The sequence below is a fragment of the Streptomyces sp. NBC_00568 genome (assembly GCF_026341855.1).
Lineage (GTDB): Bacteria > Actinomycetota > Actinomycetes > Streptomycetales > Streptomycetaceae > Streptomyces.
This window is the reverse complement of record NZ_JAPENW010000001.1, coordinates 19,556-44,734: the sequence shown is the minus strand read 5'-3', so window position 1 is coordinate 44,734 and position 25,179 is coordinate 19,556. Positions and strand designations below refer to the sequence as shown.

Genomic DNA, 25,179 nt, shown 5'->3' with positions numbered 1-25,179 from the left:
GCCATCCGGCGGTCGGCGCGGCCGCGGAGCGGTTCTCAGCGGTCCGGCTTCAGCGGATCGTGGCCCAGCGCCATGAGACGGTGGCGCAGCCGTACGTCCCCGGCCCCGGCGTCCCCGTTCTCCCCGTCCTCCTCGGCGGAGACGATGTCCACCACCTCGTACATGGTCCGGATGTCGTCGTCGGTGAGATCCGTGCGGCGCTTCTGCAGGATCGCGAGCACATGACGGCCGGTCGACGGACCCGCCTCGGCGGGCGGGGGCTCGCTCGGCTCCCCGGCGTCGCCGACCCGCAGCCAGGCCGCGAGTTCCTGGGAGGTCATGTTCACCACGCGGTGGAACTCGTCCCACAGCGCGTCGAGCTCGACGGCGTCGGTCATGGCGTGCCCCCTTCGGTGTTCCCGTGGGTCTGATTCGAGACGAGGAGCGGCACCGAGGGTCCCTCCGAGCCGCCCCGTCCTCCCGTCTGCCCGCGGTGCCCCGCTCCATGCGGGTGGGGGGATGGGTGCGAGTGTGGGGGTGGGCCGGGTGAGGGGGAGGGTGCGGGTGTCCCGGGACGGATGGGTGGATACCGGCCGCCGGGGGGATCTTCCCAAGGGCCCGGTGCGGGGTTATAGTCCAAAACTAGCAGTGCTAATTAATCTCGGTGTTCCGTCAGGAGTCCTGTCGTGCGTCCCGTCCACTTCGCGGCCGCCCGCCGCACACCCATCGGCAAGCTGCGCGGAGCCCTGTCCTGCGTGCGGCCCGACGACCTCGCCGCGAGCGTCATCCGCGGTCTCGTCGCCGAGGTGCCCACGCTCGACCCGGCCCGCGTCGACGACGTCTACTGGGGCGCCGCCAACCAGGCCGGTGAGGACAACCGCAATGTCGCCCGGATGGCCGCGCTGCTCGCCGGACTGCCCGACAGCGTGCCCGGCGCCACCGTCAACCGGCTCTGCGCCTCCGGCCTCGAGGCCGTCACGACAGCGGCCCGCGCCATCGCCTCCGGCGAGGCCGAGATCGTGCTCGCCGGCGGCTCCGAGTCGATGAGCCGCGCCCCCTTCGTCCTGCCCCGCCCGGACGAGGCGCTGCCGCACCGCATCGAGACCGTCGACACCCGGCTCGGCTGGCGCCTGGTCAACCCCGCGATGAAGGAGCTGCACGGCGTCCTGTCGATGGGGGAGACCGCGGAGCAGGTCGCCGAGCGGTACGGCGTCTCGCGCGAGCGTCAGGACGCGTTCGCGCTCCGCAGCCACCAGCGTGCGGCCGACGCGCGCAAGAACGGGTACTTCGACGCAGAGCTGCTGCCCGTCGAGCGCCCCGACGGTGTGGTCGTCGACAGCGACGAATGCGTACGGGAGGACACCTCGCTCGACAAGCTGGCCCGCCTCAAGCCGGTGTTCCGCGCCGGCGGCACGGTCACCGCGGGCAACGCCTCGCCGATGAACGACGGCGCCGCCGGTGTGCTGCTGGTCAGCGAGGAGGCCCTGAACGAACTCGGTCTCGAATCGCTCGGACGGTATGTCGCCGGCGCCTCGGCCGGCGTCGATCCCGACGTCATGGGCATCGGCCCCGTGCCCGCGACCCAGAAGGCGCTCGGACGCGTCGGCTGGAGCATCGGAGACATCCAGGAGGCCGAGTTCAACGAGGCGTTCGCCGCCCAGGCCCTCGCCTGCGTGGACCGGCTCGGCATCGACCCGGACCTCGTCAATCCGACCGGCGGCGCCATCGCCCTCGGCCACCCGCTCGGCTGCTCGGGCGCCCGCATCCTCACCACCCTGCTGCACCGCATGCGCCGCACGGGCGCCGAGCGCGGCCTGGCCACGATGTGCGTCGGCGTCGGGCAGGGCAGCGCGGTCCTGGTCGAACGCCACTGACGCCCCGACCGCCCCCACCCGCCTTCGTACGCGTGGGGCGGCGCGCGGGGCGCGTGGGTCGGCCTACGCCGTCACGCGTGCCCGCCGGCCACCCCGGCCCGGTTCGCGCCCCAGACGCGCCCCCACCTGGTTCAGAGCCGCACCGGCAAGAAACGGAGCACTCCTCCATGGCAACCCTGTCCCTCGCCGCGATCCTCGCCGAGAACGCCCGGCGCCGTCCCACGAAGACGGCACTCGTCGAGGGCGACCTGCGCCTCACCTTCGCCGAGGTCTGGCGGAGTGTCCTGGCCCAGGCCGGAGCGCTCGTCGGTCTCGGCGTTCGGCCCGGGGACCGGGTGGCCCTGATGGCGCCCAACACGGCGGAGTTCCCGCACGCCTACTACGCGATCGCGGCGGCGGGCGGAGTGGTCGTCCCCGTGCACCTGCTCCTGTCGGCGTCCGAGGTCGAGCACGTGCTGAAGGACAGTGACGCCACCCTCCTGCTCTGCCACCCGGCGCAGGCCGGGACGGGCGCCGCGGCCGCGCGGGCCCTCGGCGTCCGGACCGTCACGCTGGGAGCCGAGTTCGAGCAGCTCGCCGCGGACGCCGAACCCCTCCCTGCGTACGTCACCCGCGACGCGGACGACCCGGCCGTCGTCTTCTACACCAGCGGCACCACCGGCGTCCCCAAGGGCGCCGTCCTCAGCCACTTCAACCTGGTGATGAACGCGACGGTCAACGCCTTCGACGCCAACGACATCCGCCCCGACGACATCGCGCTCGGCGCGCTGCCCCTCTTCCACGCCTTCGGCCAGACCGTCTCCCTCAACTCCACCTGGCGCGCGGGCGCCACCCTCGTCCTGCTGCCGCGCTTCGACGCCGCGCGCGCGATCGAGCTGATGGTGAAGGAGGACGTGAACACCTTCCACGGCGTCCCCACCATGTACGTCGCCCTGGCCGCGGCGGCGGCCGACGCGGGGGCCCTCCCGGAGCTGCGCATCTGCATCTCCGGCGGAGCCTCGCTGCCCGTCGCGGTCCTGGAACGGTTCGAGGCGGCGTTCGGCGCGAAGATCTACGAGGGGTACGGGCTGTCGGAGACCTCACCGACCGCGTCCGTCAACCAGCCCCTCTTCGGCACGAAGGCGGGCACGATCGGCCACCCGCTCTGGGGCGTGGACGTGGAGATAGCGCGGGCGGACGTCGAGGGACGCGTCGAACTGCTGCCGCCGGGCGAGCTGGGCGAGGTCGTCATCCGCGGCCACAACGTCTTCTCCGGCTATCTGGGCCGGCCCGAGGCGACCGCGGAGGCCGTGGTCGACGGCTGGTTCCGCACCGGTGACCTGGGCACCAAGGACGACGAGGGCTTCCTCTCCATCGTCGACCGGAAGAAGGACGTCATCATCCGCGGCGGCTACAACGTCTACCCGCGCGAGGTGGAGGAAGTGCTGATGCGCCACCCCGCGGTCACCCAGGTCGCGGTGATCGGACTGCCGGACGAGCTGCACGGCGAGGAGGTGTGCGCGGTCGTCGTACGCGCCGGGGACGCCTCGGCGGAGGCGGCCGACATCACCGACTGGTCCAAGGAGCATCTGGGCCGTCACAAGTACCCGCGCCGTGTGGAGTTCACCGACGCCATGCCGCTCGGCCCGAGCATGAAGGTCCTCAAGAGGGAGCTGCGCGCCCGGTACACGGCGTGACCTCGGCAGGAGCGGCGGGACCCCGCGTACGCGGGGGAGTTGCGTGGGCATAGCATCGGCCCCCGCATGAACACGATGACGCTCTGGCACATATCCATCGGGGAGTTCGCCGCTCTCGCCGCCGCGGCTCTGCTCGTCGGCTTCTCCAAGACCGCCGTCAGCGGCGCCAACACGGTGAGTCTGGCGATCTTCGCCGCGGTGCTGCCCGCCCGCGCCTCGACCGGTGTCCTGCTGCCCCTCCTGATCGTCGGCGACGTGCTCGCCGTCCTCACCTACCGGCGCCACGCCCACTGGCCCACGCTGTGGCGGCTGTTCCCGGCGGTCGCCGCCGGCGTCGTCCTCGGCACGCTGTTCCTGCTGTGGGCCGACGACGGTGCCGTACGGACCTCGATCGGCGCGATCCTGCTGCTGATGACCGGGGTCACCCTGTGGCGCCGCCGGGCCGCCGGCCAGGACGATGAGCCCGACTCGGTGGTGACCCGCACGGGCCGCGTCAAGGCCCGTTCCTACGGTGTGCTCGGCGGCTTCACCACGATGGTCGCCAACGCCGGCGGCCCGGTGATGTCGATGTATCTCCTCTCGGCGGGCTTCCGGAAGCTCGGCTTCCTCGGCACCTCCGCCTTCTTCTTCCTCATCGTCAACGTCTCCAAGGTGCCCTTCAGCGTGGGCCTCGGCCTGATCGACGGCCGTTCCCTGCTGCTGGACGCGGCCCTGGCCGCGTTCGTCGTGCCGGGAGCGTTCATCGGGAAACGGGCGGTGAACCGCATCAACCAGCTGCTCTTCGAGCGCCTGGTGATCGGGGCGACGATCGTCGGGGGAGTGCAGCTGCTGCTGCGCTGAGTCCGGGACCTCCGGGACGCGCCCCGGTGCTATCGGGGAGCGGCGGAGGCCAGCAGGCGCGGGAGGTCCGCGAAGGAGTCCAGGACGTGATCGGGCGTGCCGTCGGCCGCCCGATGGCTCTCCGGCAGGTACTTCCCGGTCCTGACCAGGACGCCGGTTATGCCGGTGCGCTGCGCCGCGAGGACGTCCGACTCGATGTCGTCGCCGATCATCAGCGCCTCGCCGGGACCGGCCCCGAGACGTGCCAGCGCCGTCTCGAAGAACGCGGGCGACGGCTTCCCGGTGATCTCCGCCTCCGTGCGCGCCGCCCGTTCGAGCCCCAGCAGGAACGCGCCGCCGTCGAGCTGGAGCCCCCGGTCCGTGCGCCAGTACAGATTGCGGTGCATGGCGATCAGCCGGGCACCCCGCTGGAGATGTCCGAAGGCCCGGTTCACCGCCGCGTAGCCGAACTCGGGACCGGCACCCCCCACCACGACGACATCCGCGTCCTCCTCGACGAGATGCACGCCTTCGAGATCCTCCCGGATGTCACCGCTGTTCAGCAGGGCGCACCGGGCACCCGGATGGTGCTCGGCGAGATACGCGGCGGTGACGGCGGGCGCGGTGAGGATGTCCGCAGCGTCCACCGGGAAGCCCGCTCCGGCCAGCGTGGCGGCGAGGGAAGCGCGGGTGCGGGACGTCGTGTTGGTGACCAGGGCGACACCGAGGCCGGAGTCGCGGATCTGCCGCAGCGCCTCGACCGCGCCGGGAATCGGCTCCCACGAGACGGTGAGGACGCCGTCGATGTCGATCAGGACCGCACGCACCGCATCCATGCCAGGACGATACCGAGCCACGGCGACCGGGGCATGCGCACAGCCGTTCCCGTACCCCGTACGCTCGCTCCATGTCCCCGCACGTGCTCCTCCTCGGCGGCACCACCGAGGCCCGCGAACTCGCCGCCGAGCTGGCGACGCGCCCCGGCGTGCGGGTGACGACCTCGCTGGCGGGCCGGGTGTCGCGGCCCGGAGCGCTCGAAGGGGCCGTACGGACCGGCGGGTTCGGCGGGGCGGACGGACTCGCGCGATGGCTGCGCGAGCACCGGGTCGACGCCGTGGTCGACGCGACGCACCCCTTCGCGTCCGGCATCACCGCGAACGCGGCACGGGCCGCGGCGGCGACCGGGATTCCCGCCGTGGTGCTGCGCCGTCCCGGCTGGAGCCCGGGCCCCGGCGACCGCTGGCACCCGGTGGACTCCCTCGCCGAAGCCGCCGCGCTGCTGCCCGCGCTGGGCCGCCGTGTCTTTCTCACCACGGGCCGCCTCGGTCTCGCGGCCTTCGCGGATCTCGCCGGGCTGCACTTTCTCGTACGTTCGGTGGAGGCCCCCGAGCCGCCGTTGCCTGCGGACACCGAAGTGCTGCTCGCGCGCGGTCCCTTCACTCCGGACGACGAGACGCGCCTTCTCCGCGGGCATCGCATCGACGTCCTGGTGACGAAGGACAGCGGCGGAGCCGCGACGGCGGCGAAACTGACGGCCGCCCGCGACCTCGGCCTCCCCGTGGTCGTCGTACGCCGGCCGCCCCTCCCGAAGGACGTGAGCGCGGTACCGGACGTCGCGTCGGTGCTGGCCCTGCTCGACCTCGGCCCTGGGTGACCGCCTCCGGGCGGTCAACTCTTCGTGGCCGAGGCCAGTTCCGGGGTCCGGCCGGGCAGGCCCTGGGTCAGGTCCTCGACCAGCAGACGCTTGGCGATGGTGTCGACGGCGGCGCGCAGTTCCGCGCCGGACGGGCGGCCGACATCCTGCTCCACCCGTTCGGCGAGCCAGCGGCCCCACGCCTCGCTGATCACCCGTGCCTCGCGCTCACCCGCCGCGGTGTGCGAGAACAACGAGCCGTGCCGGGTCAGATAGCCCTCCTCGACCATGCGGTTGAACACCGGGACCAGCACCTCGGGCGGCAGATGGCGCCGGGCGGCGATCAGCGCGAGATTGGCGTGGCCGACCATCCGGGTGAACAGCTCCACCTGCATCACGGCCCAGGAGCCCGCCACATCCAGCCGGGTGTCGGACTCGGCGACGATCCGGCGCGCGGTGTCCATCTCCGTGGTGCCGATGATTTTCGCGACCGAGAACTCCAGCAGCCGCTGGGAGTCCGCGGTGGACGGCGACGCGAAGCCCTCGCCCATGTCCGTCGACCCCATCCGCGCGCTGTCGCGCAGCTCCACCTGCTTGAGGAAGAGCGCCACGACGAAGCCGAGGACCGCGACCGGAACCGTCCACAGGAACACCGTGTGGATGGTGTCGGCGTACGCGTCGACGATGGGCTGGGCCGCCTCCGGCGGCAGTCGGTGCAGGCCTTCCGGACTCTGCGCCGCCCTGGCGATGACGGCCGGTCCGGCCGCTCCGGTCTCCGCGGCGGATCTGACCCCCTCGGCCAGGTTCGGCTTCAGCGCGTTGGTGTAGATCGTGCCGAAGACCGCCGTACCGAAGGAACTGCCCAGCGTACGGAAGAAGGTGACACCGGACGTCGCGGTGCCGAGGTCGGTGTACTCGACGGTGTTCTGCACGGCGATCGTCAGCACCTGCATGCACAGCCCGATCCCGGTGCCGAGCACGAACATGTACAGGGACTCCAGCCAGGCCCCGGTGTCCGGTCCCATGCGCGACATCAGATAGAGCCCGACCGCCATCACCAGGGAGCCGACGATGGGGAAGATCCGGTACTGCCCGGTCTTGCTGACCACGTTGCCGCTGAAGATCGACGCGATGAGCAGCCCCAGGACCAGGGGCAGGGTGCGCACACCGGAGATCGTGGCCGAATCCCCGTCCACGTACTGCAGATACGTCGGCAGAAACGTCATCGCGCCGAGCATCGCGAACCCCACGATGAAGCTGAGGATCGAGCAGACCGTGAAGACCGGGTTGGAGAACAGCCGCATCGGCAGCATGGGTTCGGCCGCACGCGTCTCCACCAGGCAGAACAGGCCGAGCGCGACCACACCGCCGACGAAGAGGCCGATGATGGTCGGTGATGTCCAGGCGTACTCGTTGCCGCCCCAACTCGTCGCCAGGATCAGGGCGCTGGCGCCGACCGCGATCAGCGCGATGCCCAGATAGTCGATGACCGGCCGGGTCACCGACTTCACCACCGGGATGGTGCGGGCCGCCGCGATCACCACCACGATCGCGAGGGGCACGTTGACGTAGAACGCCCACCGCCACGACAGATGGTCCGTGAACAGTCCGCCGAGCAGCGGCCCGATGACCGTGGCCACACCGAACACGGCGCCGATCGCGCCCTGGTACTTGCCCCGCTCGCGCAGCGGAATGACGTCCGCGATCAGCGCCATGGAGGTCACCATCAGACCGCCCGCGCCGATGCCCTGCAACGCCCGCCAGGCGATCAGCAGCGACATGTTCGTGGCCAGCCCGCACAGGAACGAACCCGTGATGAAGATGATCGCCGACACCTGGAAGACCACCTTGCGGCCGAACAGGTCGCCGAACTTGCCGACCAGCACCGTCGCCACGGTCTCGGCCAGCAGGTACGCGGTCACCACCCACGACATGTGGGCCGCGCCGCCCAGATCGGACACGATAGTCGGCAGCGCGGTGCCCACGATCGTCTGGTCGAGCGCGGCGAGAAGCATGCCCAGCACGATCGTCGCGAAGACGATGTTGCGGCGTCGGCTGTCCAGCACCGGTGGCCCGGGCGCCCCCGCCGCGGGCGGCGCGGAATCCTCCGTGATCGTCACAATCGCCACCCTCACACCGGTGCGCTCCCCGTGCATGCGGGGCGACCCGCCCGGTGTACCGGCGGGGAGGCCTCCGCCGGGTCCGGCGGAGGACCCGGGTCCGCGGCCTCACACCCGGCGGACTACGCCCGTGGGTTCCTGCGCAGCAGGTAGGTGTCCATGATCCAGCCCTTGCGTTCCCGGGCCTCTGCGCGCAGCCGCTCGATACGGGGGGCCGTCTCGGCCAGCGGACCGGAGGCGAGGATCTCGTCGGGCGTGCCGATGTAGGCACCCCAGTAGATGTCGATGTCCTCGTCCACGTACTGCCGGAACGTCTGGTGGGCGTCGAGCATCACGACCACGTCGTCCACCCCCTCCGGGAAGCCCTCCGCGAGGCGCCGCCCCGTGGTGATCTGCACGGGCCGGGCGACCCGGTTCAGTCCCGTGCGGTGCCGGGCGACGAGCGCCGAGACGCTGCTGATGCCGGGCACCACGTCGTACGAGAACGCCACCGTGCCCCGGTCCAGGATCTCCTCCAGGATGCCCAGTGTGCTGTCGTACAGGGCGGGATCGCCCCAGACAAGGAACGCGCCGCTCTCGTCCTCGCCCAGTTCCTCGGCGATCAGCCGCTCGTAGATGGCGGCCCGGGCGCTGCGCCAGTCCCCGACGGCCGGCGAGTAGGCCTGGCCCCCCGCCGTCCGGTCCCGGTCCGGGTCGCGGGCCTCGACCAGGCGGTACGCCCCCTCGGGCAGGTGCGCGTCGAGGATGTCGCGGCGCAGCTGGACGAGGTCCGACTTCACCTCGCCCTTTTCCAGGATGAAGAACACGTCCGTGCTCCTCAGCGCCTTGACCGCCTGCAGCGTGAGCTGATCGGGGTCGCCCGCACCGATGCCGATGACATGAATCTTTCGCACACCCAGAGTCTGCCGCACGCCACTGACCGTGGACGCACCGCACCCGGCGGAGCGCGGTCCGGCACCCGGCGTGTGCCTGTTCGGGGGGCCGACGGACCGCATGGCCGGCCGCCCGGCCCGTACCGGGTCGGGCGGGGCTCGCACGTGTCAGGCGGCCCGGCCGCGCAGCCGTGGTGACGACGCCGCCGCGTCGACCGGCCCGCCGTCGCGCTCCACTACGTCCGCCAACTCCCTTGCCCAGCCGATGAGTTCCGCGAGGGCCAGGTCGTGGGGCACCGGCCGGCCGGTGCCCGCCGTCCACTCCTCGACCGCCCCGGCGCCGCGTCGCAGCAGCCGTGCGCCGCCGGTCGTGTTTCCCCGGGCCGCGTGGGTGAGTCCCACGGCGAGCTGGGCCAGCCCCCGCCAGAGCCCGCGCTCGTCCGGCGGACCGGACTTCCAGGCGTCCTCGAAGACCTCGTGCGCGTGGAACGGCCTGCCCGCGTCCAGCAGCGCCTGCGCCTCGGTGACCGTCGCCTCCGGACCGCGCACGACCCCCTCCGGCTGCCGTTCCACGCCGTCCGCGCCGTACGGCAGGGGGCGCCCCAGTCCGTCGCGGGGCCGGGCGTTCCGCGCCCGCCCCTCGGTGTCCCGATCACGTCCGCCGTACTGCCGCGTCTCAGATGTCCCGGTCATACGCCGATTGTCCCGCGCCCCGTCCCCCTGCGGAGCAGCCCCCGGCGTGGGGTAAAGTTCTGTTCGCACGATCACGCGGGTTTCCGCGGGTGAACGCACCGGGACGTGGCGCAGCTTGGTAGCGCACTTGACTGGGGGTCAAGGGGTCGCAGGTTCAAATCCTGTCGTCCCGACTTGCACGAACGCAGGTCGTAGGCCGTTTCCGCTTCCGCGGGAACGGCCTTTTCGCTGTTCCGCCGACTGATCACCGCCCGATGTCCCGGGGCGCGTCGGCAGGATCCTGATGGTGTGTCACCTCGGCGCCGCCGGTGCGCCCCCTTCCTCCGGCCTCCCTCTCGTCCGGCGCCGTCGGCCTCCTCGCCGTCGGGTGCCGTGGTGCCGTCGCGCGTATCCCGCCCGCCCGGTTGCCGATGGCGCCCACCCCGACCCCACCCCGACCCCCACTTCGACCTCGACCCGCGGCCACGGGTACAGGCCCGCCGGCGCCCGGCAGGCTGATCGCATCAAAAATTGGACACAATCAGCCGTGCCATTCGGTCAGGGAGCGGCTATGGTGCCAGCGCAGAGGGCGCTGAGGCCTCGACGGCAAACCAAAGTTGTGTACAAGTCGGCGACAGGGTGCCGAGGTGCACGATGCGGGCGAGAGGTGGACATCCCATGGCTGACGATCGGCCGAGTGACTGCTCTACGGCGGCGGCTGCCCAGGGACCCTTGGCGGGGGTGCGGGTCGTCGAGACGGGTTCGCTGATCGCGGGGCCGTTCTGCGGACAGCTGCTCGGCGACTTCGGGGCCGAAGTGATCAAGGCGGAGGACCCCGGCAACGGCGACCCGATGCGGCAGTGGGGGAGCAACCTCCCGCAGGGCCTCTCCCTGACCTGGCCGATCATCGCCCGCAACAAGAAGTCCATCACGTGCGACCTGCGCAGGCCCGAGGGGCAGCGACTGCTCCGGGACCTGCTCGCGACGGCCGACGTGTTCATCGAGAACTTCCGGCCCGGCACCCTGGAGCGATGGGGGCTCGGACCCGCCGAGCTCGCCGGGCTGAACCCCCGGCTCGTGGTCACCCGGGTCACGGGCTACGGCCAGGACGGGCCGTACTCCCGTCGCGCCGGGTTCGGCTCCATCGGTGAGGCGATGGGCGGCCTGCGCCACATCACCGGGGAACCCGACCGCGCACCCAGCCGCACCGGCATCTCGATCGGCGACTCGCTGGCCGGCACGTTCGCCGCGCTCGGCACCGTGATGGCCCTGTTCTCCCGTGAGCACACCGGCCGCGGTCAGGTCGTCGACTCCGCGATCTACGAAGCCGTACTGGCGATGATGGAGTCGATCCTGCCGGAGTGGGAGCTGAGCGGGTCGCGGCGCGAGCGCACCGGGTCGGTCCTGCCGGGCGTCTCGCCCAGCAACGTGTATCCCACCCGCGACGGCTCGTCCGTCCTGATCGCCGCCAACCGGGACACGGTGTTCAACCGGCTCGCCGAGCTGATGGGCAGGCCGGAGTGGCAGACCGACGAGCGGTTCGGGACCCACGCCGCCCGCGGGGAGCACCAGGCCGAGCTCGACAAGCTGGTCTCCGAGTGGACCGAGGGCCAGGATGCCGAGGCGCTGCTGGAGCTCCTGCACGACAGCGGGGTGCCGGCCGGGCTGACGTACACCGCGCAGGACATGTTCGCGGACCCGCACTTCGAGGCCAGGCAGACGATCGTCCGGCTGATGCACGACAGGCTGGGCTCGTTCCCGATGCAGAACGTCGCCCCCAGGCTGTCCGGAACCCCCGGCGCGGTGCACACGCTCGGCCCGGAACTGGGACAGCACAACGACGAGGTGTACGGCGGAATCCTCGGCCTCGACACCGCTGCCCGCGCCCTCCTGCACGAGCAGGGCGTCATCTAGCGGTCCGGCCGCGGACACCGGGCAACGAGAGGAGACACCCCGTGAACGTCAGAATCTGTGAAGTGGGACCGCGCGACGGCCTGCAGAACGAACCCGAACACCTGAGTCCGCGGCAGCGCGCGGACTTCGTCGACCGGCTGTCCGCCACCGGCGTCGACAGCATCGAGATCGCCAGCTTCGTCAACCCCGCCCGTGTGCCGCAGATGGCCGGCGCGGAAGAGGTCTGCGCCGCGGTGAGGCCCGCGGAGGGCGTCGGCCTCGCGGCGCTCGTGCTCAACGGCCGCGGCTACACCCGGCTGGCGGAGACCCGGTGCGTGGAGGCCCGGATGGCCTTCTGCGTCACCGAGACCTTCAACGAGCGCAACCAGGGCCGCAGCGTCGAGCAGTCGATCGCGGAGGCCGCCGACATCGTCGCGGCGGCGCACGCGGACGGCCGCCGGGCCGCGGTCACCCTGGCCGCGTCGTTCGGCTGCCCGTTCGAGGGGGCGGTCGACCCCGGCCGGGTGCTGGCCATCGCCGAGCGGGTCGCGGCCACCGGCGCCGACGAACTCGTCTTCGCCGACACCATCGGCGTCGGGGTGCCCCGCCAGGTGACCCGGCTCCTCACCGGCGCGGCAGGGCTCGGCATCCCGCTCGGCCTCCATCTGCACAACACGCGCAACACCGGCTATGCCAACGCCTACGCGGGGGTGGAAGCCGGCGTGTCGGTCCTGGACAGCTCCGTCGCCGGCATCGGCGGCTGCCCCTTCGCTCCGAAGGCGACCGGTAACATCGCCACCGAGGACCTCGTCTACCTGCTCGAAGGGCAGGGCGTGGACACCGGCATCGATCTCGACGCGCTGCTGTCCACCGCAGCGTGGATCACGGAGGTTCTCGGCAGGCCGCTGCCGGGACAGCTGCTGCGCGCCGGACGGTTCCCCGCGCCCGCGCGATGACCCCACGGAACGGTCGCGCGGCGGTGTCCAGCCGCGCGCAGGTCGTGGCGCCGTACCGGGAGCAGAAACGATGACGAAGCCGTCGGTGAGGGTCTACGAGGACCTGCGCAGGCGCATCCTGACCGGAGCGCACGCGTCGGGCGCGTGGCTGCGCGAGGAGAACATCGCGACCACCTACGAGGTGAGCCGCACTCCCGTTCGCGACGCGCTGCGCCGGCTCCAGGCGGACGGGCTGGTCACCCTGCACCCCAACCGCGGTGCGCAGGTGACCGGATTCGACGCCGCCGACCTCGACGACATCTTCAGCCTGCGGGCGCTGCTGGAGGGCTACGCGGCGCGTCGTGCGGCCGAGCGCGACGGGTCGGAGGCCGAGCGCGAGGAGTTGCGCGCGCTGTGCGACGCCATGGACGAGGTGGCGAGCGCCGGCGGTGACGACGCCGACGACAGGATCACCGAACTCAACCTGGAATTCCACCGCGCGCTGCACCGGGCGGCCGGCAACGCGCTGCTCCCCGGAATCCTTTCCGGGGTCATCGAGATCTCCCTCGTACGGCACACGTTCCACCACTACTCCCCGGAGGAGATGCGGCGCAGCCTGCGTCAGCACCGGGAACTGGTCGACGCCCTCACCGCCCGCGACGGGATGTGGGCGCAGTCGGTCATGACGGCGCACGTGCTCTCCGCGCGGGCGTCCCTCAGCAGGCACCAGGCCGATCAGCCGCCCGGGAAGTGACCGGGCGCCCCTGCTCGGTCCGGCGCTGCCGGTCGGAGGGTTCGGCATCCGGCCTTCGAGGACGCGCGTGAGGGCGCCGCGGCGTTCGCGGAGAAGCGCAGCCCGGTGTGGAGCGGCCGGTAGGACAGGACGTGACGGCCCGTCGGTTTCCTCCGCGGCCCGTCGTCCCCGTCCTCCGGTTTCTCGGGCGGACCGGCTCGTTCCGCCGGGCGGCGCCGGGCGGGATGTGACCCGGCGGCCGCGACGGGCGGGACGTCGGCCCTCCCCGGTTCCCGGGGCGTCCGGCGGGGTCTCGCGTCAGGAAAGGCGCGTCAGGAAAGGCGCCCGACATGCGCCAGCGCCTGCCTCAGCAGCACGCCCTGGCCGCCGGGCATGTCGTCCGCGACCACCGGTGAAGCGGCCTCCTCCGGGCTGAACCAGACGAGGTCGAGGGCGTCCTGCCGGGGGCGGCAGTCGCCGGTCACGGGGACGATGTAGGCCAGGGACACGGCGTGCTGGCGGGGGTCGTGGAACGGCGTGACACCCAGCGTCGGGAAGTACTCGGCGACGGTGAAGGGCTGAAGGGAGGCCGGGATCCGGGGGAGTGCCACCGGGCCGAGGTCCTTCTCCAGGTGGCGCAGCAGGGCGTCGCGGACCCGCTCGTGGTGCAGCACCCGGCCGGAGACGAGGGTGCGGCTGACCGTCCCGTCCGGACCGATACGGAGCAGCAGCCCGATGTGGGTGACTTCGCCGTTGTCGTCGACGCGCACCGGTACGGCTTCGACGTACAGGATCGGCAGGCGGGCGCGGGCCGATTCCAGTTCGTCACGGGACAGCCAGCCGGGCGTGGTTTCGGTCAAGTCAGACATTGCTTGATCATACTTTCCGTGCGTCCGCTGCGGGCGTGATGCTCCAGCTCAACGATGCCCCACGGCAAGGGTCATCGCGCATCCCTCGGCGTCAGCCAGGCGGTGTCGGCCCAGAGAGCCGTCGACGGAATCCGGTCCCGGTAGCGTGCGTCGCGTGCGCGGACGCTGGCGTGAACCCGTGCGTCCGCGGGCACCTTCCGGCGCCGGTAGGTGAGCAGGGCCCAGATCCGGCCCATCCGGTGGATCCGGCCCAGGGCGTCATCGGGCACCAGGGTCACCTCGCGGGCGTACGCCCCCTTCTTCAGCAGGAGACCCGCGTCGAGGGCGCCGTCCACGATCCACTTGAGGGCGACGGTCGCCGTCCGGGGATCGTCGTCGAAGGTGCCGCCGACGTCGGAGTGGACCCCGGCGAACCACACCTGCTCGACCAGCCCGGGTGCCGGGCGCCTGCCGTCGCCCGGTGCCACGAGGTACTCGCGGTAGGGCCTGCGCTTCTCGTCGACGGACACGGCGTGGCGGATGTGCGCGACGTTCGGGACCTGACGGGTGTAGGGCCACCGCAGGTTCCAGCGCAGCACACCGGCCGCCTTCACGGAGTCCCAGAGCCCCAGATAGGCGACGGAGATGCCGACGCGGCCCTCGACCGCGTTGCTGAAGGCGCCCGCGAAATGGTGGAGTTGGTCCCAGTCCTGCCGGGTCCAGTCCTTGTTCCTGGCGTACACCGACACCGCGTACGGGACGAGGTTCTCCATTCCGGGACGCATCAGCCCGACGGCCTTGAGCATGCCCACGAGCGCGCGGGCCGTGTACGCGCCCCGGCTGAACCCGAAGACATGGATGTGGTCGCCCGGCTGGTAATGACCCATCAGATATGTGTAGGCCTCGGCCAGGTTGGTCTTCATTCCGGAACCGAAGGCGAGGCCGAGGAGCTTCGACAGGCGGCGGCCCACGGGGGTCCACGCGCCGACCGCGGAGAAGGTGCCGACGCCGGGGTCGTAGTAGGCGATCTGGCGGGCGGGATCGGAGAGGTCCAGCATCTCGTAGAGCCGGACGACGTTGGTGTTCCCTTTCGCCTTCACCTGGTTGCCGGTGCCGTCGAGGCAGATGACGAGGTTCTTGGGCATGCCGGGCCTCACGTTCACCGATCGGTCGCGATCCCGATGGGCCAGAGGGGAGGGCCGGGGGACGGGCCGAGAAACGAGCAAGGAATAAGACGGGGCATATCAGGACATAAAGAGCGTCCAGAAATATAATAAAGGAAATGCTGTCGGTGGGCGGTTCTTGGCTCCGTCGGCAGTCTCCGGCTCAGTCGGGTTCCGGAGGGGCCATGGCCGGTTCCGTGATCCACCTCGAAGAGGACACCGGTGTTCCGCGCACCCACGCACTGGTGATCGGCGTCGGCAAGTATCCGCATCTGGCCGGTGGCGACGCACCGGTGGCGGACCCGGACGGGATGCGCCAGCTCAGCTCGCCCCCGCTCTCCGCACGCGCCCTCGCGCACTGGCTGCTGGCCGAGTACAACGATCCGACGCGACCGCTAGGCAGCGTCGCCCTGTTGTTGAGCGAGGAACAACCGGCACCCTTCACCGACCCCCGCACCCGCACCGCGCACGACGTCGACGCCGCCACCATCGACAACATCCTCACCGCGGTCACCGCGTGGTTCGACCGCGGCGACAGCCACGTCGACAACCGGCTCGTCTTCTACTTCTGCGGACACGGCGTCTCGCAGGGCGACGACATGGCGCTCCTGGCCGCCGACATCTTCGCCGACCGGCACAACCCCCTCAACGGCGCACTGGACTTCGCGGCCTTGATGAACGGACTCAAGCGGTGCAAGGCCGGCCAGCAGGTGTTCTTCGTCGACGCCTGCCGGTCCAACTCCGATGTGCTGATCGAGAGTTCGGGCACCCGGTTCGCCGGACGCTCGCCGCTCGGTGCCGGGTCGCGACCGCTCGATCTCCCCAGACGGTTCCACATCCCGTACTACGCCACCCTCGCCGGGGACCGGTCGCACGCGCGCCCCGGACAGGTGAGCCTGTTCACCGAGGCGCTGCTCAGGAGCCTCGCCGGGGCGGCCAGCGACGACCCCGAGGGCGACTGGCGGGTCAACACCGCCCATCTCCTGGAAGCGATCGACCACTTCATGCACCAGCCGCAGTTCGCCGGAGCCGTCGCCGGTGTCCAGGTCCCCTCCGTCGGAGAACTGCCCGTGTTCGTCCTGCACGAGCTGCCCGGCCCGCCCGTCGTCCCGGTGTACGTGGGCTGCGAGCGCGCCCAGGAGAACGCGGAGGCGGAGTTCGTCTGCCGCGAGGGCGGCCACGAGCGGCTGCGGCGCCCGGCCGGAGCCGTCGGAGAGGCGGACCCGGAGAGCGAGTGGGCCATCGAACTCCGCTTCGGCGAGTACGACTTCGAGGCACGGCTCGGCGATCAGGACGTGCGGACCAAGTCCATCACCGTACGGCCGGTCTTCCGCCGTGTGCAGCTGGTGAAGCCATGAACACCGTGCTGCGCGTCCGGGTCGCGCTCAGCCTCGACGACAACGATGTGTCCGACGGCGCCAGGGTGGTCGGCAACATCTATCCGGTCGACGGCGCCGGAGCCGCCCACCGCAATGTCCTCTTCCCCTGCGGTGCCTCGGCGCGGCCGGCCACCTACCCCGTCGAACCCGGGCGCTACCTCGTGACCGCCACGCTGCCCTCGGGTGTCGTCCTCACCAAGGACGCCGAGGCCCGCGAGGGCACCGACACATGGGTGACCCTGCGCACCGCGCGCTCGCCCTACGCGTCGCACTCCTGGCAGTACCTCATGGGCAACATCGAGTCGTACGGCGACTACCACCACGGCGAGGCGATTCCGGTGCCCCGGTCCCAGGGGTCGCGCTCCGGCGTCTGGGAGTGGGACTCGGTCGTCGAACCGGGCCACGCGGCCTGGGTCGGCGACCCGAAGCCGTCGAGCTGGCAGTTCGCCACCATGCTCGACGTGGCAGAGAAAACCTGCCGGCGGCCGGTCGTGTTCGAGATCGCCCACTCCGCGCCGCACTCCGTGCCCAGCCTCGATCTGGGAGACGCGGCGGCGAGGCTCTACCGCTTCGGCCCCGACGGCCCGGTCGACGAGCGGGGCGAACCCAGCATCGAGGGGGCCACCGGACCGCGGCAGTTCCTGGTCGTCTCGCTGGCCGGCAGCGAGTACGTCGTCACCCTGCCCGCGCCCTGGGGAACCGCCCAGATCGAGGTCCTCGTCAACGAGCGCCAGAGCCCGACCGGCAGCGCCGTATCGGTGACCGTGCGCGACAGCCGTGTGGGACCCGCCCTCGGCTACATGGTGCGCGGCGCCTTCGACGCCGCCGCGACCCTCGTCCACGACGCGGAGGCCATGCTCTACGACGAGTTGACGAACCCGCTCGCCGCCATGGCCGGGGCCTACGTCCTGATCGGCAGCGAACTGACCGACCGGCCGCACCGCTGGGACCCGTGGCTGTCCCGGCTGCGCCAGGACTTCGCGTGGATGAGCGACGGGTCCCTGTTGTGGGCCATGCGCCATCTGCGCCGGGCGCACACCGAGACGGAACGCCAGGCGGCGCGGGACGCGCTCGTCGAGGCGTTCGACCGAGGGGTGCCCGTCTTCACCCTCGGCCTGAGCCGCCTCATCCATGGACTCTCCGAGTTCCCCGACGACCCGGAGTGCGCGGCGCGGCTCGATCAGGCCCGCCGTCTCTCCTGGCGCGTCGACACCCGCGAGCCGTTCGTCGTGGTGTCGCTGCACGGGAGATCGCGATGAGGGCCCCGCGGGTGGGGGCGACAAGGATCCGTTCGCCTGGAGGCCGAGATGATCAGATTCACGATGATGCCCGGTGAGGACGGCGACTGCCTGCTCCTGGAGTACGGCGACGACACCTTCGTACGCCGCATCCTGGTCGACGGCGGCCGCTCGGGAACCTATCCGCTCGTCAAGCCCGTGCTCGCCGGACTCGACGGACTGGTCGACCTCCTGGTGGTCACCCATGTCGACCAGGACCACATCCTCGGCGTGCTCGCCCTGCTGGACGACCCCGACCGGTCCGTGGAGTTCGGGGACGTCTGGTTCAACGGCTTCGACCACCTTCTCGACGCCGAGGGGTTCGGCGCGGTCGACGGCGAGAAGCTCACCAGCGCCCTGCTGGCCCAGAAGATCCCCTGGAACGACGCGTTCGGCGGGCGCGGCGTCGAGGTCGGACGGGAACTCGCCTGGTTCGACGACGGTTCCACGATGACCGTGCTCTCACCCGACCGAGGGCAACTGGAGCGGCTGGCCCCCGTATGGAGCGCCGAATGCGCGAAGAACGGGCTGACACCGGGCCGGGACCCCGACGAACTCCCCCCGGTGGAGGGCTTCGAGCACTTCGGCGCACCGAACGTCGAGCAGCTCGCCGCGACACCGTTCAAGCCGGACACCTCGAAGACGAACCTCACCAGCATCGGCCTGCTCTTCGAGTTCGAGGACCGGCGCATCGTGCTCACCGGCGACGCGGACGACCGCCGGCTGGTCGCCTCGCTGCGAGCGCCGGCCGAGGCGGCGGGCGGCCGGCTCCACCTCGACGTCCTCAAGGTCGCCCACCACGGCAGCGACCACAACCTCTCGAACGACCTGCTCGGACTGATCGACTGCGACCGCTATCTGATCTCCACCAGCGGCGCACGGCACGACCACCCCAACGAGATCGCCGTCGCCCGCATCCTGGAGCACGGCGGCGACGGGAAGGACATCGTCTTCAACTACCGCGACCGGGCGGCGATGTGGGACGTCGCCGGGCTCAGGAACCGGTTCGCGTACACGGTGACGGCCCCGGAGCCCGACGCGGCGGACGGGTTCGTCAGCTTCGAACTGTGAGCACCGGCAGCCTCGTAGCCTGGTGCACGCCCGGCAGGACGACCGGCGGGACCACGGGAGCGGCATGGCCACGGAATTCACCACGGACATCACCGAAGCGGTCGTCGACAGCTTCGCGGGGACGGCCGACCCGAGACTGCGCGAGCTGCTCGGCGCGCTCACCCGCCACCTGCACGCCTTCGCCCGCGAGACGCGACCGACGACAGGGGAGTGGGAGCGCGCCATCGACTTCCTGACGGAGACCGGCCACCTGTGCACGGACACCCGGCAGGAGTTCATCCTCCTGTCGGACGTGCTCGGCGTCTCCATGCTCGTGGAGGCCCTGAACGGCCACCGTGACCCGGGCGCGACGGAGTCCACGGTCCTCGGCCCGTTCCACATGACGGCGTCGCCCGTACGGGAACTCGGCGCGACCATCGACCTGGTGGGCACCGGCGAGCCGTGCGTGGTCAGCGGCCGGGTACTGTCCCGGGACGGCACCCCGCTGCCCGGCGCGGTCCTCGACGTGTGGCAGGCGGACGGTGAGGGCTTCTACGACGTCCAGCGGCCGGACGTCCAGCCGCCCGGCAACGGACGCGGACTCTTCACGGCGGACGCCGAGGGCCGTTTCCGGTTCCGCACCTGTGTGCCGAGCCCGTACCCGATCCCCACCGACGGCCCGGTCGGCGCCCTGCTCCGGGCCACCGGCCGCCACCCCTACCGGCCCGCCCACATCCACTTCATCGCCTCGGCCGAGGGCCACACCCCCGTCACCACGCACCTCTTCGTGGCGGGCGGCCCCTATCTCGGCTCCGACGCCGTCTTCGCCGTCAGGAAGAGCCTCGTCCAGGACTTCGCCGAGACCGACGATCCCTCCCTGGCACGGGAGTTCGGCCTCGCGAACCCCTTCCGGCACGCCCGCTTCGAACTCGTACTGGAGCCGGCATGACCACCCCACCGAGCGCTCCGCTCGACTTCTCCTACGAGACCCGGCCCGCCCGGGTCGTCTTCCGGCCCGGCGCCTCGGTCACCGCGACACCGGGGGAGGCCGCGCGGCTCGGGCTGCACCGGGTCCTCGTGGTGTGCGGGAGCCGGGGCGTGGAGGCCGCGCGATCGGTGGCGGACGCGCTCGGCGACAGCTGCGTCGGCCTGCACGACGGCGCCCGGATGCACGTACCCGTGGAGGTCGCAGACCGGGCGGTCGAGGTGGCGCGCGCGGCGGGCGCCGACGGCTGCGTCGCCGTCGGCGGCGGCTCCGCGATCGGCCTCGGCAAAGCGATCGCGCTGCGCACCGGCCTGCCGCTGATCGCCGTCCCGTCCACCTACTCGGGCTCCGAGATGACGTCCGTGTGGGGGCTGACCGAGCGCGGGGTCAAGCGCACCGGCCGCGACTCCTCCGTACAGCCCCGCTGTGTCGTCTACGACCCCGACCTCACCCTCGGCCTCCCGGTCCCGCTCTCGGTGACCAGCGGCGTCAACGCGCTGGCGCACGCGGTCGAGTCGCTGTACGCCCCCGATGCCTCCCCGCTGGTCTCCCTGATGGCCGAGGAGGGTGTACGGGCGATGGCCGGCGCGCTGCCCGAGGTGGCCGCGGCCCCAGCCGATCGGGAGGCGCGCGGCCGGGCCCTCTACGGCGCCTGGCTGTGCGGTGCCTGCCTCGGCGCGACGACCATGGGCCTGCACCACAAGCTGTGCCATGTCCTCGGCGGCACCTTCGGCCTGCCGCACGCCGAGACGCACACCGTGGTCCTCCCGTACGCCCTCGCCTACAACGCGGCCGCCGCGCCGCGGGCGATCGCCGTGCTGTCCCGCGCCCTGGGCACCGACGACGTCCCCCGCGCCCTGCGCGAGCTCGCGGGCGGCCTGGGCGCTCCCCGCACCCTCGCCGAACTAGGCCTGAGGGAAACGGACTTGACCCTGGCGGCGACACAGGCCGCCGCCGAGTCCTATCCCAACCCCCGCGAGGTCACCGCGAACGGCGTCCTGGGGCTGCTGACGGCGGCGTTCGAGGGATGGGAGCCGCGGAGCGAGGTCTCCTAGGGGCGCTGGAGCCGGTTCCGCCGCCGCCACGAGATGACCGGCCGGGTCCGTCGAAGCACCCCGTCCCGGAATGTGCTGACGTACCATCATGTTGCTTGCCTCGCAGGTCAGTTGAACAGTTGACGACTCATCGGGCCGTTCCGGTGGGAGTGGCGTACATCACCCCGGCGGGCGTCGAAACGTGAAGCGCGGCTTCACGGGTTCATGACACCCTCACCTCTGGTTACCCACCGGTAATCCCACGCCACCCCCCACCCCCCTCAGGACTGAACTTGCGTATCCGCAAGCGGCCCTCGCGCGCCGTCGTGCCCGCGCTCGCCGCATCCGCCCTCTTCCTCGCCGCCGGCTGCTCCGCGAGTCCCGCGGAGTCGTCCTCCCGGGCCGACCGTGCCCGGCCCGCCGCGGCCTCGGCCTCCGCCACCACGGACACCGGGCAGCCGCTCGCCGTCGCCGCCGCCCCCGAGGCCGCGGCCACCTCGACCGCCGTCGCCCGTCCGGGCGCGGCCGGCGGCCGGGCCCACCGGGCCGCGCTCAAGGTGGCCTCTTACGACAGCAGGACCCGACGTGCCGTCATATCGCCCATCGGCAAGGGTGGTTCGGGCAGAAGCGCGACGAAGTCGCCGTCCCCGACCGCCGGGAGCACGGCGAAGCCGCGCGGCACCGCCGTGGGAGACGTCATCGCCAGCGCTCCCGCGCCCGGTGCCCCCGACGGCCTCCTCGCCAAGGTGACCTCGGTGATCGGCGAGCACGGCGACGGCACCGAGGTGCAGACCGCGCCGACGACCCTGGACGCGCTGCTCGGCGACGACGACGCCAAGGGCTCCGTCCCCGTCGACCCGGCGTCCTTCGACATCGAGAAACTGCTGCCGGACGTACGGGTCTCCTGGGCGAAGGCCGGAGACGTCCACGTCGGTCCCGAGGGCGCGAAGGTCCCGCTCGGCAGCCTGCGGATCGATGTCGGCGCGAAGGTGGCCACGGCTCCGGAGGCACCGGCGTCGGCCTCCGCGTCCGTGTCCGGGTACGTACAGGTCGCGCCCGACGTCGACTTCTCCTACGGCGGTGACGGGGCCGGCTCCGGTCCGGGTGCCGCGTACCTGGGCGTCTCCGGCGACTGGGACGCGCAGTGGACGGTGAAGGGGCGTGCCGCCGCCTCCTCGCGGCCCCAGCGGGTGGCGTTCGCGAAACTGCACGCCGACCCCGTGCTCCAGGTCGGCCCGATTCCCGTCGTGGTGAACCTCGATCTGACCTGCTACTTCCAGATCGCCGCCGACGGAACCGTCAGCGTCGACGTCGAACAGCGCCTGAAGGGTGATTTCAAGGCCGGTGGCACCTTCGGCGCTGCCCAGGGGTGGAAGCCGGTCGACGAGTCGCACATGACGAGCAGTCCGGTGCACACCTCGGTCAGCGCGGCGGGGCGGCTGAAGGCGGCCCTCGGCGCGGAAGCCACGGTCGGCCTGTACGGCGCCGTCGGGGTCACCGCCGACCTGGCGCCGTACTTGCGCGGCGAGGCCGCGGGCTCGGCCGACGCCGCGACCGCGACCGGGTCCACGGCGAAGACCGACGCCACCGCGACCGGCGCCTGGGCCCTCTACGGAGGTGTCGACCTGACGGGCACCCTGCGGATGCAGCTGTCCGTCTTCGGCACGCCCGTATTCCAACGCGCCATCCCCTTGGGCACGTTGCACCGCGAATGGAAGCTGGCCGACGGCCGCGTGTAGCTCGGGCACCTCTTGCGCCCGGCGTTCGCGGGTGGCTCGGGAGCTTCTTGCGCCCGACGTTCGCGTGTAGCTCGGGAGCTTCTTGCGCCCGACGTTCGCGTGTAGCTCGGGAGCTGCCTGCGCCCGGCGTTCGCGTGTGGCTCGGGAGCTGCTTGCGCCCGACGTTCGCGTGTAGCTCGGGCACCTCTTGCGCCCGACGCTCGCGTGTGGCTCGGGCGCATCCTGTGCCCGGCGATCGCGTGCAACTCCGGCACATCCAGCGCCCCGCGTTCGTGTGTAGCTCCGGCACATCCTGACCGGCGTTCGCGTGTGGCTCCGGCGCAGCCTGCGCCCAGCTACGTTCGCGTGTGGCTCCGGCGCAGCCTGCGCCCAGCTATCACGTGCCAGTTCCGGCGCACCCTGTGCCCGGCGGCAACCGGGCCGCCGGGCACGGGAGTCGAGCCCCGGACGGGCCCGGCCTCTCTCAACTTGCCTTCCTGCCCTCCCCATTGGTGGATCCTTCATCGCTCGGACACCCGCGACCTCTGGTGTTTTCCGCGCCCACCCGGAAGGCTGACCTGGGCATGCCAAGACGACCGCCTGGCCTGCCCTGCCCCCACGTCGCGGTCGATCTGGAGGAAGCAGTGAAAAGAAGCTCGCGGATCCGCAGGGTCTCGGTGATTCTCGGCAGCGCCGTCGCGCTGGTCGTCGCCTTCCCGGGCAGCGCCCTCGCCGACCCGCCGAAGGCCTTGCCCGCGAACGCGGACGGACTGGAGCAGACGTTCCAGCCGGCCTTCGACTACGACACCGACGGCTGTTACCCGACGCCAGCCATCGGCCCCGACGGCACCGTCAACGGCGGCCTCAAGCCCTCCGGGGCCCTGAACGGCCAGTGCCGCGACTCCTGGGACCTCGACAACACCAACGGGTACTCCCGCGAGAAGTGCAACAACGGCTGGTGCGCCATCATGTACGGCCTCTACATGGAGAAGGACCAGGCCGTCGCCGGCAGCGGCCTCGGCGGGCACCGCAACGACTGGGAGCACGTCGTGGTGTGGGTCCAGGACAACGAGGCCAAGTACGTGTCCACCTCGGCCCACGGCAACTTCAACATCTACGGCCGGGACCAGATCCGCTGGGACGGCACACATCCCAAGGTCGTCTACCACAAGGACGGCATCGGCACGCACTGCTTCCGGCCCGCGAACACCAATGACGAGCCGCCGGAGAACCACTACCACACCTGGCAGTTCCCCACCCTGGTCGGCTGGAACGGCTACCCCGCCGGCCTGCGCGAGAAGTTGAGCGCGTACGACTTCGGCAGCGCCGTGTTCGGGCTCAAGGACGGCAACTTCAACGCCCACCTGGTGAAGGCCAAGCCGGCCGGTATCGCCTTCGACCCCAACGCCTGACCCGCGGTCCGGTGGTGGGTGACGCGCCCGGCGTCACCCACCACGGGCCGGTGCCCCGACAGGCGCGGCCGGTGCCGTGCCGGGCGTCGCGCGTCCGTCCTTCGGAGGCCCCGTCCTCCGGGCGGACGACGGGACTTCGCGGGCATGCACTAGGAGCCGAGAAGCTGTTCCTGGTGACGCGGTGGCCTGCCCGCGTGCCACGGCACCACCTCCCCGAACCGCACGAGTTCGCCGTACAGCGCAGGATCGGCCTTCTCGCGCAGCAGCAGATCGAGCACCGCGACCGCGGCCCGCGCCGGGGTCTGGGCCTGGCTGAAGTCGGTGAACCACGGCCGGGACAGCGGTGTGTCCACGAGCCCCGGGCAGACGGCCGCGACCAGGGTGCCGCGGGCCAGGTCGGCGTCCCGGCGCTCGGCCGCGACCGCCCGTACGGCAGCGACCTGGGCCACCTTGGACGGCACGTTGATCCACTGGGGCCAGCCGAGCTCCTGCTCGGTGCCCGCGTGCACGGCGGCCCGCCAGGCCGCGACCACGGCCTCCACCTCGTCGAGCGAGGCGCCGTCGAAGAGCGGGTGGAGCCGGGCGTCGAGACACCCCAGCGTGCCCAGCGAACTGGCCACCACGATCAGCCGCCCACCGGGACGCAGCACCGGGCCGAACGAGCGCAGCATCGCGTGCGTGCCCCCGTTCGCGACATCGATGAACGCGTCGGCCTGCTCGGCCTGCGACCGGTCCGGCGTCAGCATGGCGCTCGCGCTGGACACCACGATGTCCACCCCGCCGTGGCGCGCGCCGAGTTCGGCCGCCAGCTCCGCCACGGCCCGCGCGTCGGTGACATCGAGGACGCGGCCCTCGACCCTGCTGGTGGTGTCCACGGACCCGGTGACCCGGGCGACGGCGTCGGCGACCCGGTGGGCGTCGCGCCCCGTGAGCAGGACCAGGTCGTCGCGGTCCATCCGGGCGGCGAGTCCTTGGACGAGCGCGAAGCCGAGCCCCTGATTGGCGCCGGTGACGAGAGCGATGCGTGCGACAGTCATGTCCACCACGCTAGGAACGCCTCGGGCATGCGTCCAACGAAACCTGCTCACGTCTGGTATGCGTAATCTT

At 71.8% G+C, this 25,179-nt stretch carries 22 protein-coding genes and 1 tRNA gene; 15 read left to right on the top strand and 8 right to left on the bottom strand.

What is annotated here, in order from left to right:
• Positions 1 to 35: 35 nt before the first annotated feature.
• On the bottom strand, positions 36 to 377 hold the full coding sequence (locus OOK38_RS00200; RefSeq protein ID WP_266764129.1) for a DUF3140 domain-containing protein: 342 nt from the start codon (positions 375 to 377) through the stop codon (positions 36 to 38).
• A gap of 288 nt (positions 378 to 665) precedes the next feature.
• Between OOK38_RS00200 and OOK38_RS00195 the strand changes: the two genes are divergently transcribed.
• The 3 genes from OOK38_RS00195 (at position 666) to OOK38_RS00185 (ending at position 4,369) form a co-directional block, all read left to right on the top strand.
• Positions 666 to 1,853, top strand: coding sequence for a thiolase family protein (locus OOK38_RS00195; RefSeq protein WP_266764130.1), 1,188 nt, complete (start codon positions 666 to 668; stop codon positions 1,851 to 1,853).
• Positions 1,854 to 2,020: 167 nt separating this feature from the next.
• Positions 2,021 to 3,529: a long-chain fatty acid--CoA ligase gene (locus OOK38_RS00190; RefSeq protein ID WP_266764131.1), complete on the top strand. Its 1,509-nt coding sequence runs from the start codon at positions 2,021 to 2,023 to the stop codon at positions 3,527 to 3,529.
• A gap of 66 nt (positions 3,530 to 3,595) precedes the next feature.
• The gene (locus tag OOK38_RS00185; RefSeq protein WP_266764132.1) at positions 3,596 to 4,369 is read left to right on the top strand and encodes a sulfite exporter TauE/SafE family protein; all 774 of its coding nucleotides are present in this window, start codon (positions 3,596 to 3,598) and stop codon (positions 4,367 to 4,369) included.
• A gap of 29 nt (positions 4,370 to 4,398) precedes the next feature.
• On the opposite strand, the gene OOK38_RS00180 is transcribed toward OOK38_RS00185, so the two are convergent.
• Positions 4,399 to 5,184 (bottom strand): HAD-IIA family hydrolase, encoded by a 786-nt coding sequence (locus tag OOK38_RS00180; RefSeq protein WP_266764133.1) that lies wholly within the window; start codon positions 5,182 to 5,184, stop codon positions 4,399 to 4,401.
• A gap of 71 nt (positions 5,185 to 5,255) precedes the next feature.
• On the opposite strand from OOK38_RS00180, the gene OOK38_RS00175 reads away from it, so the two are divergent.
• Positions 5,256 to 6,002, top strand: a complete 747-nt coding sequence (locus tag OOK38_RS00175; RefSeq protein ID WP_266764134.1) for a cobalt-precorrin-6A reductase — start codon at positions 5,256 to 5,258, stop codon at positions 6,000 to 6,002.
• Between the two features lie 14 nt (positions 6,003 to 6,016).
• Here OOK38_RS00175 and OOK38_RS00170 read toward each other — a convergent pair whose 3' ends face one another.
• The 3 genes from OOK38_RS00170 to OOK38_RS00160 form a co-directional block, all read right to left on the bottom strand.
• Entirely contained in the window at positions 6,017 to 8,101 is a 2,085-nt protein-coding gene (locus tag OOK38_RS00170; RefSeq protein ID WP_266764135.1) for an MDR family MFS transporter, read from the bottom strand.
• Positions 8,102 to 8,223: 122 nt separating this feature from the next.
• On the bottom strand, positions 8,224 to 8,994 hold the full coding sequence (cobF, locus tag OOK38_RS00165) for a precorrin-6A synthase (deacetylating) (RefSeq protein ID WP_266764136.1): 771 nt from the start codon (positions 8,992 to 8,994) through the stop codon (positions 8,224 to 8,226).
• 147 nt (positions 8,995 to 9,141) lie between these two features.
• The gene (locus OOK38_RS00160; protein WP_266764137.1) at positions 9,142 to 9,666 is read right to left on the bottom strand and encodes a DUF309 domain-containing protein; all 525 of its coding nucleotides are present in this window, start codon (positions 9,664 to 9,666) and stop codon (positions 9,142 to 9,144) included.
• 99 nt (positions 9,667 to 9,765) lie between these two features.
• Between OOK38_RS00160 and OOK38_RS00155 the strand changes: the two genes are divergently transcribed.
• The 4 genes from OOK38_RS00155 to OOK38_RS00140 all read left to right on the top strand — a co-directional run bounded on the left by OOK38_RS00155 (position 9,766) and on the right by OOK38_RS00140 (position 13,227).
• Positions 9,766 to 9,839: transfer RNA gene (locus OOK38_RS00155), tRNA-Pro, on the top strand.
• Between the two features lie 484 nt (positions 9,840 to 10,323).
• The gene (locus tag OOK38_RS00150) at positions 10,324 to 11,559 is read left to right on the top strand and encodes a CaiB/BaiF CoA-transferase family protein (protein WP_266764138.1); all 1,236 of its coding nucleotides are present in this window, start codon (positions 10,324 to 10,326) and stop codon (positions 11,557 to 11,559) included.
• A 41-nt stretch (positions 11,560 to 11,600) separates the two neighbouring features.
• Positions 11,601 to 12,494: a hydroxymethylglutaryl-CoA lyase gene (locus tag OOK38_RS00145; protein ID WP_266764139.1), complete on the top strand. Its 894-nt coding sequence runs from the start codon at positions 11,601 to 11,603 to the stop codon at positions 12,492 to 12,494.
• 70 nt (positions 12,495 to 12,564) lie between these two features.
• On the top strand, positions 12,565 to 13,227 hold the full coding sequence (locus tag OOK38_RS00140; RefSeq protein WP_266764140.1) for a GntR family transcriptional regulator: 663 nt from the start codon (positions 12,565 to 12,567) through the stop codon (positions 13,225 to 13,227).
• Between the two features lie 311 nt (positions 13,228 to 13,538).
• Here the strand turns inward: OOK38_RS00140 and OOK38_RS00135 are convergent, their stop codons facing one another.
• Together OOK38_RS00135 and OOK38_RS00130 are read right to left on the bottom strand one after the other, a co-directional pair.
• Complete coding sequence (locus OOK38_RS00135; protein ID WP_266764141.1) at positions 13,539 to 14,075, bottom strand: NUDIX hydrolase family protein; 537 nt, start codon at positions 14,073 to 14,075, stop codon at positions 13,539 to 13,541.
• A 71-nt stretch (positions 14,076 to 14,146) separates the two neighbouring features.
• Complete coding sequence (locus OOK38_RS00130) at positions 14,147 to 15,199, bottom strand: DUF2235 domain-containing protein (protein ID WP_266764142.1); 1,053 nt, start codon at positions 15,197 to 15,199, stop codon at positions 14,147 to 14,149.
• Between the two features lie 203 nt (positions 15,200 to 15,402).
• Between OOK38_RS00130 and OOK38_RS00125 the strand changes: the two genes are divergently transcribed.
• The 7 genes from OOK38_RS00125 (at position 15,403) to OOK38_RS00095 (ending at position 24,072) form a co-directional block, all read left to right on the top strand.
• Entirely contained in the window at positions 15,403 to 16,575 is a 1,173-nt protein-coding gene (locus OOK38_RS00125) for a caspase family protein (protein ID WP_266764143.1), read from the top strand.
• Complete coding sequence (locus tag OOK38_RS00120) at positions 16,572 to 17,855, top strand: hypothetical protein (protein ID WP_266764144.1); 1,284 nt, start codon at positions 16,572 to 16,574, stop codon at positions 17,853 to 17,855. The genes OOK38_RS00125 and OOK38_RS00120 overlap by 4 nt, the downstream gene beginning before the upstream one ends.
• 48 nt (positions 17,856 to 17,903) lie before the next feature.
• Positions 17,904 to 18,944 (top strand): ComEC/Rec2 family competence protein, encoded by a 1,041-nt coding sequence (locus tag OOK38_RS00115; protein ID WP_266764145.1) that lies wholly within the window; start codon positions 17,904 to 17,906, stop codon positions 18,942 to 18,944.
• Between the two features lie 64 nt (positions 18,945 to 19,008).
• Complete coding sequence (locus OOK38_RS00110; RefSeq protein WP_266764146.1) at positions 19,009 to 19,872, top strand: intradiol ring-cleavage dioxygenase; 864 nt, start codon at positions 19,009 to 19,011, stop codon at positions 19,870 to 19,872.
• Positions 19,869 to 20,963 (top strand): maleylacetate reductase, encoded by a 1,095-nt coding sequence (locus OOK38_RS00105; protein ID WP_266764147.1) that lies wholly within the window; start codon positions 19,869 to 19,871, stop codon positions 20,961 to 20,963. The genes OOK38_RS00110 and OOK38_RS00105 overlap by 4 nt, the downstream gene beginning before the upstream one ends.
• Before the next feature lie 278 nt (positions 20,964 to 21,241).
• Entirely contained in the window at positions 21,242 to 22,681 is a 1,440-nt protein-coding gene (locus OOK38_RS00100; protein WP_266765950.1) for a hypothetical protein, read from the top strand.
• Between the two features lie 623 nt (positions 22,682 to 23,304).
• Positions 23,305 to 24,072, top strand: coding sequence for an NPP1 family protein (locus OOK38_RS00095; protein ID WP_266764148.1), 768 nt, complete (start codon positions 23,305 to 23,307; stop codon positions 24,070 to 24,072).
• A 149-nt stretch (positions 24,073 to 24,221) separates the two neighbouring features.
• Here OOK38_RS00095 and OOK38_RS00090 read toward each other — a convergent pair whose 3' ends face one another.
• Positions 24,222 to 25,109, bottom strand: a complete 888-nt coding sequence (locus OOK38_RS00090; RefSeq protein ID WP_266847988.1) for an SDR family NAD(P)-dependent oxidoreductase — start codon at positions 25,107 to 25,109, stop codon at positions 24,222 to 24,224.
• Positions 25,110 to 25,179 lie beyond the last annotated feature (70 nt).

Bases quoted from the DNA above. Each gene is read 5' to 3' on its own strand.
- OOK38_RS00200 (WP_266764129.1), bottom strand. From the start codon at position 377: ATGACCGACGCCGTCGAGCTCGACGCGCTGTGGGACGAGTTCCACCGC.
- OOK38_RS00190 (WP_266764131.1), top strand. From the start codon at position 2,021: ATGGCAACCCTGTCCCTCGCCGCGATCCTCGCCGAGAACGCCCGGCGC.
- OOK38_RS00185 (WP_266764132.1), top strand. From the start codon at position 3,596: ATGAACACGATGACGCTCTGGCACATATCCATCGGGGAGTTCGCCGCT.
- OOK38_RS00180 (WP_266764133.1), bottom strand. From the start codon at position 5,184: ATGGATGCGGTGCGTGCGGTCCTGATCGACATCGACGGCGTCCTCACC.
- OOK38_RS00175 (WP_266764134.1), top strand. From the start codon at position 5,256: ATGTCCCCGCACGTGCTCCTCCTCGGCGGCACCACCGAGGCCCGCGAA.
- OOK38_RS00160 (WP_266764137.1), bottom strand. From the start codon at position 9,666: ATGACCGGGACATCTGAGACGCGGCAGTACGGCGGACGTGATCGGGAC.
- OOK38_RS00150 (WP_266764138.1), top strand. From the start codon at position 10,324: ATGGCTGACGATCGGCCGAGTGACTGCTCTACGGCGGCGGCTGCCCAG.
- OOK38_RS00140 (WP_266764140.1), top strand. From the start codon at position 12,565: ATGACGAAGCCGTCGGTGAGGGTCTACGAGGACCTGCGCAGGCGCATC.
- OOK38_RS00135 (WP_266764141.1), bottom strand. From the start codon at position 14,075: ATGTCTGACTTGACCGAAACCACGCCCGGCTGGCTGTCCCGTGACGAA.
- OOK38_RS00130 (WP_266764142.1), bottom strand. From the start codon at position 15,199: ATGCCCAAGAACCTCGTCATCTGCCTCGACGGCACCGGCAACCAGGTG.
- OOK38_RS00125 (WP_266764143.1), top strand. From the start codon at position 15,403: ATGGCCGGTTCCGTGATCCACCTCGAAGAGGACACCGGTGTTCCGCGC.
- OOK38_RS00120 (WP_266764144.1), top strand. From the start codon at position 16,572: ATGAACACCGTGCTGCGCGTCCGGGTCGCGCTCAGCCTCGACGACAAC.
- OOK38_RS00115 (WP_266764145.1), top strand. From the start codon at position 17,904: ATGATCAGATTCACGATGATGCCCGGTGAGGACGGCGACTGCCTGCTC.
- OOK38_RS00110 (WP_266764146.1), top strand. From the start codon at position 19,009: ATGGCCACGGAATTCACCACGGACATCACCGAAGCGGTCGTCGACAGC.
- OOK38_RS00105 (WP_266764147.1), top strand. From the start codon at position 19,869: ATGACCACCCCACCGAGCGCTCCGCTCGACTTCTCCTACGAGACCCGG.
- OOK38_RS00090 (WP_266847988.1), bottom strand. From the start codon at position 25,109: ATGACTGTCGCACGCATCGCTCTCGTCACCGGCGCCAATCAGGGGCTC.